This window comes from Thermogutta hypogea (assembly GCF_055386265.1).
In genome coordinates this window covers 1,401,462-1,414,305 of the sequence record NZ_AP042425.1, presented here as the reverse complement: position 1 = coordinate 1,414,305, position 12,844 = coordinate 1,401,462, and the positions used below count along the sequence as shown (strand labels likewise).

Annotated in this window: 11 protein-coding genes and 1 tRNA gene; 3 read left to right on the top strand and 9 right to left on the bottom strand. The window is 63.1% G+C overall.

Features of this window, described 5'->3' with window-relative positions; all coding sequences use genetic code 11:
- Positions 1-33: 33 nt before the first annotated feature.
- From ACZ5B4_RS04990 to ACZ5B4_RS04980, 3 genes are read right to left on the bottom strand one after another with little or no spacing between them, the layout of a single operon-like run.
- Positions 34-840, bottom strand: a complete 807-nt coding sequence (locus tag ACZ5B4_RS04990; protein ID WP_464913333.1) for a phosphoadenosine phosphosulfate reductase family protein — start codon at positions 838-840, stop codon at positions 34-36.
- 52 nt (positions 841-892) lie between these two features.
- The gene (locus ACZ5B4_RS04985; protein WP_464913332.1) at positions 893-4,399 is read right to left on the bottom strand and encodes a hypothetical protein; all 3,507 of its coding nucleotides are present in this window, start codon (positions 4,397-4,399) and stop codon (positions 893-895) included.
- Positions 4,396-5,316, bottom strand: a complete 921-nt coding sequence (locus ACZ5B4_RS04980) for a DUF4007 family protein (protein ID WP_464913331.1) — start codon at positions 5,314-5,316, stop codon at positions 4,396-4,398. The genes ACZ5B4_RS04985 and ACZ5B4_RS04980 overlap by 4 nt, the downstream gene beginning before the upstream one ends.
- Before the next feature lie 203 nt (positions 5,317-5,519).
- On the opposite strand from ACZ5B4_RS04980, the gene ACZ5B4_RS04975 reads away from it, so the two are divergent.
- On the top strand, positions 5,520-6,995 hold the full coding sequence (locus ACZ5B4_RS04975) for a DNA phosphorothioation-associated putative methyltransferase (protein WP_464913330.1): 1,476 nt from the start codon (positions 5,520-5,522) through the stop codon (positions 6,993-6,995).
- A 4-nt stretch (positions 6,996-6,999) separates the two neighbouring features.
- Here ACZ5B4_RS04975 and ACZ5B4_RS04970 read toward each other — a convergent pair whose 3' ends face one another.
- From ACZ5B4_RS04970 to ACZ5B4_RS04950, 5 genes are all read right to left on the bottom strand, one after another.
- Positions 7,000-7,215 (bottom strand): hypothetical protein, encoded by a 216-nt coding sequence (locus ACZ5B4_RS04970; RefSeq protein ID WP_464913329.1) that lies wholly within the window; start codon positions 7,213-7,215, stop codon positions 7,000-7,002.
- Positions 7,216-7,304: 89 nt separating this feature from the next.
- Entirely contained in the window at positions 7,305-7,532 is a 228-nt protein-coding gene (locus ACZ5B4_RS04965; protein ID WP_464913328.1) for a transposase, read from the bottom strand.
- Between the two features lie 36 nt (positions 7,533-7,568).
- Positions 7,569-9,173, bottom strand: a complete 1,605-nt coding sequence (locus ACZ5B4_RS04960) for a recombinase family protein (protein WP_464913327.1) — start codon at positions 9,171-9,173, stop codon at positions 7,569-7,571.
- Positions 9,170-9,652: a DUF2924 domain-containing protein gene (locus tag ACZ5B4_RS04955; RefSeq protein WP_464913326.1), complete on the bottom strand. Its 483-nt coding sequence runs from the start codon at positions 9,650-9,652 to the stop codon at positions 9,170-9,172. The genes ACZ5B4_RS04960 and ACZ5B4_RS04955 overlap by 4 nt, the downstream gene beginning before the upstream one ends.
- Positions 9,643-9,939, bottom strand: coding sequence for a hypothetical protein (locus ACZ5B4_RS04950; protein ID WP_464913325.1), 297 nt, complete (start codon positions 9,937-9,939; stop codon positions 9,643-9,645). The genes ACZ5B4_RS04955 and ACZ5B4_RS04950 overlap by 10 nt, the downstream gene beginning before the upstream one ends.
- 255 nt (positions 9,940-10,194) lie before the next feature.
- Between ACZ5B4_RS04950 and ACZ5B4_RS04945 the strand changes: the two genes are divergently transcribed.
- Complete coding sequence (locus tag ACZ5B4_RS04945) at positions 10,195-11,874, top strand: hypothetical protein (RefSeq protein ID WP_464913324.1); 1,680 nt, start codon at positions 10,195-10,197, stop codon at positions 11,872-11,874.
- A gap of 24 nt (positions 11,875-11,898) precedes the next feature.
- On the top strand, positions 11,899-12,018 hold the full coding sequence (locus ACZ5B4_RS04940) for a DUF2934 domain-containing protein (protein WP_464913323.1): 120 nt from the start codon (positions 11,899-11,901) through the stop codon (positions 12,016-12,018).
- Positions 12,019-12,296: 278 nt separating this feature from the next.
- Here ACZ5B4_RS04940 and ACZ5B4_RS04935 read toward each other — a convergent pair.
- A tRNA-Asn gene (locus ACZ5B4_RS04935) sits at positions 12,297-12,369 on the bottom strand.
- Between the last annotated feature and the right edge of the window lie 475 nt (positions 12,370-12,844).

The window sequence follows — 12,844 nt, the reverse complement described above, 5'->3', positions numbered from 1 at the left end:
GGTGTTAGCTCGTGTCAGGTCTTTCGAATTGGATCAGGTGTGACAGAAGAAGCAAGGCTGGTCGTCGTCCTCCTCTTCAAGCACCTCGTCAAACACCTCGACCAACGGCAGATTGACGCGCCGCTTCTTCTTGGCTTCCAGAGCCTTTTGGTGTCGTTCCTTGATCTCCTGCACACGGGCGGGATCGGAGAGCTCAGCAAGGGACTCTTTTTGGTTCCAAGTGTACCTTTCGCCGCTCTCCGGATCGATCTTCTCGTACTGCTTAGCCAACTCGAACAGGTCGGGGTGCCGCTCGAGAAGACCGACCCATTCGACCCGCCGCTGGAAGAAACAAAAATAGCAGCCCGAACGGGTCCGCCAATCATAGTAGGTCGGCAGGCCTATGCCGCTCTCCTCCAGAATACGATGGACATCGTCCAGAGTTATGCCGTCTTCCTTGAACGGCATTACAGTCTTGATGTTCGGCTTGGTCGAGACGTAGGCTGTGCGGTCCTCGTCGGCCCGGATGCCGACGTACATCATAACCTGGTCTTCGCCCACGTACTTCTCGAACGGCTTGATCTTGAGCATCCGCGTACACCAGCGCATGTTCGACGAGGGCAGATAGCCTCCGTACACCTGCAGCCAGTGATCGAACCCTCGGTCGTCACGCAGCCGGACAATCTTCTTTCCTAGGAAGTACTCGATCTTCGACAGGTATTCGTAAGTTTCCGGCAGTTCCTTGTCCGTGTCGCAGAAGACGTACTCCATTTCCGGCACCCGGTCACGCATGTAGATGGCAAGCGCGGTACTGTCCTTCCCGCCCGAGAGCATCAGGATATGGCGTGTCTTCTTGGACATAATGTAGATTCTCCCACGCCGCTGCGGCGTTTGCTAGCTTAGCTAGTGGATTTCAGGCGCTCAGCCGCTCCTCGGCGAGCAGCTGCCGCACGAGTTCGGCCAGAATCGCCACGCCCACGTCTTTCTTGTCCAGTAGTTCTTCTTGCCTCAGCACCTGTAGCAGCTGCTCCTTAGCCCTGTCCGCCCGCTCCTGAAGTGGGGCGGGAACTTGCACCACGCGCTCCAACTCCCCAGCGTCCGGGACGGTGACGCTGACACGCAGCATGCGGGGATCACCGTCAAGTAATGCCGCCCCGGCCCTGCCCATCTCGAAGGCGAGCACACGGTAATGGTTGAAGGTCCGCGCCATCCCCGCCAGCTGTACCTCGAACCGCGCTCGGTCCTGATCGTCCCAGTGGGTCGGCGGCTTGCCCGCAAGCAGCGTGGCGATTGACTCCAGCCAGGTCGTGTCCTCGGTCGAGCTGTCCGCAACCCGCACCAAGAACGCTTTCAGCTTGGCGTCCACCGCCACGTTGAGCACCAGCCGGGCATCATGCTCGATCTGCCGCCGTGCCTTCGGGAACTGACCTTCCTGCCCGAATACCTCCAAGATGAGGCGCCCGATTTCCGCGAGCAGGTGGGGATAAGCCCTCTGCAACTCGGCAAATGCGGATCGTAGCTGCCCGAAGTAGGCGCTCACCAGCCCGGAATCAATCTCGCCAGACGCCTCGAACGGCGGGAAGCCACATGCCGTCGGCAAGTCATTAAAGAGTAGCCGGTCAGGTTGACGGGCTTCTCTGACGGCCCGGAGAACACGTTGCGCTGCCTCGCTGATCTGCCGAGTCTTGCCGACGTAATCGGGCATTTCTTTAACAACTCGCACAAGAGGGCGGACGATGCCGAGGAGATCAGGATCTCCCCCATCCGTGCGGGTGAGCATGGCCGCGTACTGCTGGAACACCTTGGCTCGGGGGCCTGCGATGCGGAAACGCTGCAGCTCGAACTTTTCGGGTGAGCGGAACAGGCGCTCGAACACCGCCGCGTTCGGCCGAGGAACGAACGAGCCCTCCTCGTAAAGGGCCACCTGTGAATGGCCGTGGACGAGCACCACCCCGAGCAGCACGGGCAATACGCCGTCCTTCAATCCGAACGGCGGTCGCCGCAGCAACTCAAACATTCCCTCGACAGATCTCCGACCGCCCTCGGTCTCGTGCAGGAATCCGTCAATCGCTTTCCAAAGCTCCCGCACGGCAGGCTCGGCTTTGGAGTCGGGCGGATAAAAGCCGAACACGCCGCCCTGTTTGCGGTGGAGTCGGGACGCTTCTAGCAACGTCTCGTACATGCTTCGCTCGGGCGGGTTGCCCTCGAAGCCGAGTCCGTCCTGATCGGCGCGCTCGAACATGGCATCGATCAAGTTGCGCCGGGCCGCTGCTGCCGACGACGAGAGGGAACGGCGGTTGATAAGCTCGTTCCGCCAATGGGGCGTGGCACTGTACACCTCGTCGCAGACGCGCGAAAGCAGGTCGTTGAGCTGCCGCTGCGACGACAGGGTGACGACTTGGCCGCGATAGTACCACGAACAGCACCTGTTCGCTGGTGAGAACACCCACTCCAGATGGGAGCGCAGATTCTGTTCCGCAATGGCCAGCCGGGCGTGCAACTCACGGCGGGCCGTCCGGTCGGACTCCAATTCCGGCGTATGGTCCATCACCCAGCGCAGGCACAACAGCTCGTGGCACAGTTCCCGCAGGTCGAAGACGTCCTGGGGCAGGGCGACGATGACGGGCAGCTCGCCGGGGGACTCGATGATGCCCCGCATGGTCTCCCGGTCGGCGGCGTCGCGCGGCAGGCAGTACACAACCCGGCCATCGGCATCGCCTAGGTCGGCGGAGAGGGCGCCGTGGAACAAGTCGGCCTGCAAACCGCCGCGGTCGGCGTAGCACGTCTCGAAGTACCGGAGCGTCCCCGTTTGGAAGTAATGGCGGCGGGCGATCAGCGGCTGGGGCGGGGCCTGCCGAGTCAAGAATGCGGCGAGGTTCTGATCGCGCTCGACGGCCCCCCGGGCGGCTTGCAGCCGGTCGTCGATGTCTACGTCGCTGCCTTCCCACAGGGCGTAGCTCGCGGTGTGGCGGCGGAACACGACGACGGATCGGCGGGACAGGGATTGAATGGCCTCGTCGATCTCTGCGTCGGTCGCAGTGCCCCTCAAAGCTGCCTTTAGTGCGCCGCCGGAGGCGGGGATGCCGGAAGCGGCACCGAGCGCCTGCAGTAGGCCGATGGTCTTGGCGAGTCGAACCTCCAACTCGGACGCATCGTGCAGACGGTCGAGCGCCGACAGCACCTCGGCCCACAGCTTCCCCCGGTGCTGTGCGAAGAGGCTAGGACCGAGCGAGGCCATGACGTAGTCGTACAGGTGATCGAGCCGGTACGCGCCACCTTTCAGCGTGGTTTCGCGGAGAAACTCCTGAAACCCGAACGGCTCCGACGATGCCAGGAACGCGAACAGGGACCGCTCGTTCTGGGCGAGGTGCCGGAACAGCGGCCCGAGGATGATCGCGGTCTGCGGATGAAGCGGGTAGCAGGCGGTCAGGCAATCCTGCAGTTCAGTGGGCGGTATCGAGCCGGACCGCACCCCGAGGGCAACAACTTCCTGGGCGAGGGCCTTCGCCTGCCGCCGGAGCGGCTTCAGGTCGGTATCCTCGCCCTCCTGCCGGATGGCGTGGGCCAGCAGCCGCAACATCTGCTCGGTGCGCTCCTCGAAGGCCACGTCCTCGAAGCGTCCTTGCACTTTCGCCCACTCCGCTCGCCGCCCCGGGCTCATATGATCGGCGTAGCGGTCAAGGGCCTGATGCAGGATGGTCAGGAACAGAAACGGCCGCTTACAGCGCGTGGCAAACTCGGCCAGCTCCTGTAGGACGAACACATCGCCCTGCTGCGGGTTGCTGGCCCCGTACTCAAGGAACTTCCCCAACTCATCCACGATCAACAGGATGCCCGAGGCGTCGTTGCCGAACCGCTCAAGGTAATTGTTCGCCTCCTCGAAGAGGCCGACCACGGCGGTGCCGGAAGGAGCATCCAGCCTGGCCAGCCACTCCAGGCGCTCGACAATCTGATGAGGCCTGCCGCGCTTGGCCACGGCACGCAGGGAGGCGGCCAAGCTCGCCGCCAGAGCCTTTTCGAGCGGCTGGCGTGAGCCGGTCACGAGCACCGGGCAGAGGCGCCCCGCGTTCCTAGGCAGCGGTCCGCCCGGCCCGAAAAGGCGTTCCGATAGCTCCACGTCCGCGGATGCCAGGAACTTCCGCGCCCTCTGCCGGATCGGCTCCTCACCGGTCAGGAGCTGCGCGGCGAACAAGGCAAAGGCCGATTTACCTGACCCGTAGGGGCCGGTCAGCGACCATGCTCGCGTGGAGGAATCCCCGCAGAGTGCATCGGCCAGGCGGCGAAGCACGTCGCGGCCCGTCGGGGTAAGGATGTAGCCGTCGATGGCGTCGTGGCGGTGGGCGTCGCGGACGAGGGAAACCGACCGGGCGAAGCGGGGGCGGACGACAACCAGCTTGTCGAGGGTGGGGGAGTCGCTCATCGCCGTCGCCCTCCTACGGCGTAGGCCCCGACCAGGACCTCTTTCGGGTCGAGCTTCTTCCGGCGGTACAGTTGCCGGAGTCCTGCCGTCTCAGCGTAGGATAGCCATCCCTCGGTCGGCTTCTCGACGCCCTCCATCCGCTCGACAAGCGACGACTCGTCAATTTTGAACAGGCGACCGGGACTACCCGGCTGGCGCGCGAGGTCATGCAGGGCAAGCGTCTCCGTGGTCGGGGCGAATGCCTCCCAAAAGCAGAGCACGGCGTAGAGGAGGATGCCGTCCGGCAGCTCACGCTGGGCGCCGCGGCGGAACTGGTACGCCTGCCCGCCACCGGGCTGGATGATGAGTCCGAGTTCGACAAGTGGGCAGTCGAGCGAATCCTCGAGCATGTTGCGGCGGCTCTGGCGAGACGGGACGTAGGTGCGGAGGAATACTTCCACGTCCCGCTTCACGGAGCTCTCCGCGACCTGCTTTCCGGGGAGCGTCTGCGTCCACCTGTAAAGCGCCGAGCTGAGCGTCTCGCGGGTGAACTCGGGCTCGTGGAAGTGGCTGAAGGTCCAAAACCAGGTTGTCGCCCGCGCCCGGTTCGACGCGATCTGCCAGTGCAGCAACCAGAGAGTTGCCGGGTCTTCGAGGTAGGGGTCCAGCCCGTCGTCGGCCAGCAGAAGCTTACCGAGGTCCGTTTGCCGCAGGGCGCTACTGCCATCCCGGCTTTCCGCAAGCACCCCTGCCGTCAAGCACCAATGGCGAATGGACCGGACCATGTTCTTGCCGACGCCGAGGGTGGTGATTGCGTCGTCGCGCAGAAAGACGCCGGGATCATCTCGGACTGCATCAAAGCCCTTCTTCAGCCACGGGTACCGAAACGGGAACGTCTCGTGCCCGGAGAAGGAATACTGCACGGCGGTCGCGCCCATCCACACTCCTGTCTGTTAGTGGCGGCATAGTCAGTCGGGACAACACTGTCGGCGCTCAAGTCTACCCGATTACTCTTGACTTTTAAAGCACCTTCCGGTCGCGTCACGTCGATCTGTCGAAGCGCGTGTGGCAACCAGCACTGTCCTGCTGTATCTTATTCTAAAAGAAGGATCTGGCGGCCAGGCGGCGGGGAGACGAGGGTATGGAAAGCACCGCCATTCACCGCCACAAAACGGCGATCCGGCGGGGGGATTTCTCCCGCCCGGTCAAGTGCCTCCTGCGCGACGGCTTGATCGACAAGGGCGTGACCTTCTTCGACTACGGCTGTGGGCGCGGGGAGGACATCGAACTTTTGACAGCGGAAGGAATTACGTGCGGCGGTTGGGACCCGGCTTACCAACCGGACGCCCGGCGGCAGGAAGCGGACATCGTCAACCTCGGCTACGTTATCAACGTCATCGAGAATCCTGAGGAGCGAGCGGCGACCCTGCGGCGTGCGTGGGAGCTGTGTCGTCAGCTGCTGGCCGTGTCGGCGCAGGTGTTGATTACGGGTCGAGGCAAGGAGCCGATCGCGTTCGGGGACGGCGTGCTGACCGGCCGTGGAACGTTCCAGAAATTCTACGACCAGACCGAGCTGAAATCCTATCTGGAAGCGCAGCTACAAGTCGAGGCCATCCCCGCCGGGATCGGCACCTTTTACTTGTTCAAGGACGAGGCCCGAAAGCAGCAGTTTCTCGCCAGCCGCTTCCGACGTCGAGAGATTTTGCCTCGCCGGCGTATCGCCGAGTCGGGCCTGGAGGAAACTCGACAGGCTCTCGAACCGTTGATGGAGGTCATCGCCGCGCTAGGCCGCCTGCCAGACCCGATCGAGTTTCCTCACACTCCCACCATTACCGAACGCTTCGGCTCCCTGAAACGAGCCTTTGCCGCGATCCAGCGTATCACGGGTGCAAAGACGTGGGAGGCCATCGCTAAACGGCGGCGCGAGGATCTTCTGGTCTATCTTGCCCTGAGTCGGTTCCACAAGCGGCTAGCCCTTTCCATGCTGCCACTGACCCTTCAGCGCGACATGAAGGCGTTCTTCGGCACCTATGCCAAAGCCTGCGCCGAGGCCGACGCGCTGCTGTTTCAGGCCGGGGACCCAACGGCCATCGACGGGGCCTGCAAGCAGTCCGCGGTGGGCAAGCTGCTGCCGGACGATCTCTACGTGCATCGCGATACGCTGAACCGTCTGCAACCGCTCCTCCGCATCTACGAGGGGTGCGGCCGTGCGTACCTCGGTGAGGTCGAGGGGGCAAACATCATCAAGATTCACCGCCGGACGGGCAAGCTCTCGTACCTCGTGTATCCCGACTTTGAGGATGACCCGCACCCGGCGTTGTTGCGTTGCGTGAAGCTGAATCTTAGAACAAGGCAGATCGAGTGCTACGACTACGCCCAAGGCACCAATCCACCAATCCTTCATCGGAAAGAAACCTTCCTTCACCCGGAACATCCGCTCTACGCGAAGTTCGCCCGCCTGTCGCAGCAAGAAGAGCAACATGGATTACTCGCTGATGGAGCCAGCATCGGAACTCGACTGGGGTGGGAGAAGCGACTTCGTGATAGCGGCTACGCACTGCGCGGTCATCGTTTGGTGAGGTGCAGGTCTTCGTCGCTCGACGGTAACTCGTCGTGAGTTTCTACCGCTGCAGCCACAGAGTCCAGTGCTCTTGCGGCTGGCCAAAGATCGTCGCCGCTTCGGCCGGCACAACCTCTCCCTCGTAGTTGATGGCGCGGAGAAAATAGCCGGTGCGTTCGATCTGGTGAAGCAGGTTGACAGACTGCGGCGGGTCGCGCTGGAGGTGGAGCTCCAGGATGAAGGTAGCTTGCGGCAAACGGCGCAGCGTCCTTTGCATGCCCTCCCATACCAGGGCCGCAACCGTTCACACCTTGGGGAGTAATGAGGGGGCGGGTTGGGGGGCGAGATGTGCTTCGACAGCAGTGGTCAGGAAGGCGAAGAAGCTGTGGCGCTGCTGACGAGCACCGCTAGCAACGGCCCCTGCACATTCACGAAAACGTGACGTTTCCGCCCGTTGAACTTCTTCCTGCCGTCGTAGCCGCGCGGGCCGCTCCGCTTCATCGTTTGGACGGTCTGGCTGTCGATCGAGCCGGCGCTCGGCCGCGACTCCGGACCCTCGCTCACGTGCACCTGCGCCGCAAGCACCTCCATCATCCGCTGCCACGTGCCGTCCTTCCGCCACTGGGCGAACTAGCCGTAGACGGTGCTCTTGGATTGCAGGTCGTGCGGCAGCATGTCCCATTGGCGGGCCGTGCGGGCCAAGGCCTTGATCGCCGTCGGATGAAACGAGACTGCTACCGTGCTTTGGGCGGCGTCGAACTCGACTCGGGCTACCAGCAAGGCCACCAGTTGCCCCTGCTCGCGCGGGCTCAGGGCGTTCCAAACGCCGTCGAAGTCGGCCAGCGCGGGGTCGATGTCGGCGGCAGTCGGCCGGTTTTGCTCGTGCTCTTGGAGCTGACGCTGGACCTCCCGGTGCCGTGTTTCACATTGGGCAATGCGGTCGTGAAGTTCCGCCATCCGGTTGGTAGCCGGCGCCGCTCCATCCCCGGCCAGCCGTCGGAGCTCCGCATGGTGCCGGCCCAGTTCGCGCCGTAGCCCGCGCTCTTCGGTGACGAGTTCCGCCCGCTCGGCCTCGCACTGCTCTTGGGCCTGCCGGAGCACCTCGGCGCGCATAGTGCGATCGCTGGCGATGGCCCGAATCTCGTCGATCACGATCCGCTCGATTTCCCCGGCGGGCAATGACGGGGAAGGGCACGCCTTGCGGCCGTTCTGGATGGCCCGCGTGCAGGCGTAGTAGCGATATCGCCGCTGCCCTTTGCAGGTGAATGTATGGGTCATCGCCCGGCCACAGGCCTTGCAGTAGAGCAAGCCCCGGAGCAAGGCCCCGTGTCGGTTCCGCACCGCCACGCCGCCTGAGTGGCCGTTGTGCCGCAGCGTGGTCTGGACCTGCCGGAAAAGCTCGACATCGACGATCGGCTCATGTTCACCCCGGTGCAATTCCGCCTTGTACTTGATCTTGCCGACGTACAGCGGATTGGTGAGCAGCGCGTACAGCGAGCCCTTGTCGAACGGCCGGCCGCCTTTCACCTCGCCCCGGCGGATCTTCCACGCCTTGTTCCGCCAGCCGCGGCGGTCCAGTTCTTCCACCACCGGCAAGAGGGAGCCGAGCGACAAGTAGAGCCGGAAGATTTCCCGGACTCGGGCCGCCTCCTGGGCGTTGACCACCAGGCGGACACGACCCTGGGAGCGGTCCACATCGTAGCCGAGGATGGGCCGCCCGCCGGTCCATCTCCCCTTCCGCCGCGTGGCGGCGATCTTGTCGCGGATGCGCTCGCCGATGATCTCCCGCTCGAACTGGGCGAACGACAGAAGCACGTTCAGGATCAGCCGGCCCATCGACGTCCCGGTGTTGAACTGCTGCGTGACGGAGACGAACGACACCCCCTTCCGCTCGAAGGTTTCCATCAGGCGGGCGAAGTCCAACAGGCTCCGGCTCAGCCGGTCCACTTTGTACACGACCACGCAATCGACCCTCCCCGCCTCGATGTCGGCCAAGAGACGCCGCAGGGCCGGCCGGTCGATGCTGCCGCCCGAGTAGCCGCCGTCGTCGTAGCGGTCGGGCACCAAGGTCCAACCTTCCCCAGCCTGGCTGCGGACGAACGCCTCGGCCGCCTCCCGCTGGGCATCCAGCGAGTTGAACTCCTGGTCTAGGCCCTCCTCGGTGGACTTGCGGGTATAGACGGCGCAGCGAATTTTCGGCTTTGCCGGCTGGGCTGCGGGTTTTCTGCGGCTCACCCCTTGCCCTCCAAACGAAAGAACCGATAGCCGTTGATGTGGCTGCCGGTGACCGCCTTGGCCACGGCCGAGAGCGACGGGTAACGCCGACCCTCGAACTCGAAGCCGTCCGCCAGGACCACGACCTGAAGCACCCGGCCTTTGTATCGACGCAGGATGGCGGTGCCGGGCGGCGGCAGCCGGTGATCGACGGATGGCGGGCCGGCCGGCGCAACCTCGCCCACCTGGGGCGATGGACGGGCCTTGGGCGGCATGACCCGAAGTTCCGTGCCCTGAGCCAATTCCTCCGCCCGGCGGCGAGCGCGCTCGCTCAGGTCGCCTTCGGCCAGGGCCTGGAGCTTCCAGGCAATCTTGCGCACCAGGTACCGGCGGTTGCGGCAACGCGTGGCCTCGCCGAACACCTCGGCGTAGCGCAAGCGCAGCTCGCCCACCGACATGCGCCGCAACGCGGCCAACTCCTTCTCGACGTTCAGATGCATGTTCTCGGCTCCTTGTACGAGTCTCGGATTGCCTCACCGACACGCACACTGAGCACGGTTTCGTCGGAAAGCTCAAGTCCCTCGGACGGCTCTCTCGGTGGATTTTCGGCGGCAGGAATGTCCCATGCGACGACGTTCGTAAGGGCGACATTCAGGCCTTGCAGCGGTGTGCCGGCGGGCCGGGCAGCCCGCTGGTCGAGCCGCAGCAGCCCGGCGGCGAGGATGGTCGCGATCTCGCTCAGTCGTCGCTCGGGCGAGAGGCGCGCACGGTGGGCGCAGTCGAACATGGTGGCAGTCCCGAAGAAGATGACGCCGGAAGGGGCCGTTACCAGGGGGTGACGGCCCCAGAGTGGCAATATTCGCGGAAAGGCCGGTCGCGCGGCCCTATGCTGTTAACCTACCGGACGGCGGCTTGAGGTGTCGGTAGAATGTGCTGAGGAGGACTACTTTCGTACCGGCGCCTCATGGACTTCGTTGCCGTTGAGTGAGCGCGTGTTTGGGTCGGTGAAACATTATCGTTGGCGGGAAGTAGGAGCATCCGCATGGGTGCAGACAGAGACGACGAGATCGTTCGCCGAATTGAGCGAGAGCTTCTCGATCAGCAGCATCGGCAATGCGCGCTCCTTTACCGAAATAAGAATGATGCCATCGAGGCCCTCTTCCGTTGCTATGGCCAGATTCTTCGCGATCTTCGGACGGGCAGGATTCGAGCACCGAGTGACGATGTGAAGCTACAAACGGCAAACGAAGGACTCCGGGGGTTGGCGCACTGTCTGCGCTGGATCAGGGAATGCGGCCCTTCGCGTATTGTCGTTCCTAGGGCTGCCCCGAATGTGCTTGCCCGCGACGCCCACGAACTCCTGGGGTGGGGGGTGCGGTACGACTCGATTTGGAACCATTACTCCGCCTACTCGCGTGGTCAAGTAAAAGCCGAGGTTGACGAACGGAAGAAGGTGATCACGTTCCTACCCCAGCGGGATGTGAATCCTCGGTTCTTTGTCACACAGATTGAGGCCAAGAAGGCAGACGACGAACGGTGCGCCGCCGCTCGTCCAGACGCGCAGCTCGCTAAGCTTGCGGAAACGTGGTGTGAGTCTGCGAGGTTCTCCGGTCAACCCTTACGCTTCGACGACGCAACCATCCGTGCGAGCGGGGCGATTGACCTAGCCGTATCTTGGATGGAAAACACGTGCCTACCGGAAGTCAATGCTGCAACCAGTCTCAAGGGATGCACGGTAGAAGAGCTGCGCCGCGTGCTGGCCACCCTGTATGTCCACTCGGTTTTTGTGACCAAGCTCGAGGATGCCAGCGACGATGAGCCCGTGTGCGGCTTCGTGTTGGACCCGCATGTTGTGGCTCGACAGCGAAATGAGATGATCCACTGGCTAGCAATTCTGTCGGGAGTTCGCGAGGACAGTGTTGAAGCGATCCTTGCAGTGCTCACGTTCGATCCCACGCATCCTCATGTCACGTTGGCCCAGCAGCCGTTCGTGAGCTCGCCGGATGGACAGCTCTTCTATCTGCCCAGAATGCTTCTCCTTCTCGACCTGCCGCGCATTTACATTGGAGCGCTCAACAAGGACATGCAAGGCAGGGCAGCCTATGCTAAGTTGATCAACGAGGTCGAGGCTGCCGAAGTGAAATCAATCGCCAGGGAAATCCGTGCCGCGGTTTCCAACACCCTCCAGATGGCGACTAAGTCCTCTTTTCGTCTGCCGGACGGTCGGAAGATTACCCCCGATTTGGTCCTGTTCTCCGAAGCCGACCAGACTGTCCTCGTCGTCGATGTCAAGCACGCGACGCCTCCGTTTGGTCCCGCCGATGTTAGCCACGACATGGAGGAGATGGAGAAATGGAAGAAACGAGTCCTTGAATACGTCAGCAGCTTTCGAAGTAATCCGAGCGTGTTGGCTCGGAGGTTTCAATGGCGGTTCCAGAGAAGGCCGGCCGTCTTTGGCCTGATTCTCCTACGATGGCCGCTGCCGATACCCGTCGACTTTCCCGACCCCACATGTGCGCCAGACCCGATCTGCGCGGTGGATTGGCCTTCGCTGAGGGAGTACCTCCAGCAGGGGTGCTTTACATCGATCCGCGACGTGATGGCTTGGGCGTACAACCGTCCAGACGTACCTGACCCAAAAGGGCTCACACCGACGACGAAAGAGCTTCAGGTTGGGGAGTGGACATTCCGGTACGTTGTGCTTACGGCGCTTCCCAAGTAAGAGCTGTTCCATCGCACGCAGAGATTGGCCTATCGGCTCTGGGAGGAGCGGGGAAGACCCCTGTGGGATGATTTGCGGGACTGGTGCCTCGCCGAGGAGCAAATGACGGCCCGCAAGTGGTTATCGCCTGATGCTGACGACTAACGGCCGGCCCCATTGGGCGAGCTGGGCTGTTAACCCGACCAGCCTGTTGACCAGAGAGTCCGAGAGTTCGAGGCCGAAGGTTCGGGCTGCGATGGCAACCCTGTAGGGTTGACATCGACCCCCGAATAGTCTCTCTCGAAACCGAGAGTCCACGGCCGGCGTGCGAAGCGACGCAAATCCTTGCAGAAATGGCGATTAAAGCGAAACGCCCGCGAACCCTCCATCCGGGGCGCGGGCGTCAACTTGCGGGTCGGGCAGTTTCGCGGAAAATCAAGAGGCTCCCCGGCCAGGGCTCGAACCTGGGACCTAGCGGTTAACAGCCGCTCGCTCTACCTACTGAGCTACCGGGGAAAATCAACAATGACGGCCAATGGGCAAATGGACGGCGGCGATTCCCTTGCCGTTCGCAAATCCCTAAGCCGACGGAAGCCTCTCCGGCGTTTACCACAGCGATGCCGCCGCGTGGGACGGCCGCCGGTCCAGGCCGAAATCCACATGCCGGGCATAAAACCTCATCTTACCTGCTCTGCAATGAGCGTTCAAGAGAGGGATTTGCCGCCTTTGGGCCTTTGGGCAAACGTCGTCCACGGGATGAATCCGGCCCATCCGCGAACGTCAACTCACTTCCGGATCAGGCTCGGAGTATCGCGGCGACGAACAAGATCTTGGCTCGAGTAGCTTTTCAAGGGTGCGGCAGGTCTCGTTCTTAGCATTCTCGCGAAGGCCGGTCTTCGGCCGCGTACCGGTGCCTCAGAATTCGAAAGCCCTCCGCTCCACATGGAGCTTGAGCGGGGCTCGGAGCCTGGGCTTAAGAGTTCGCCGGTCC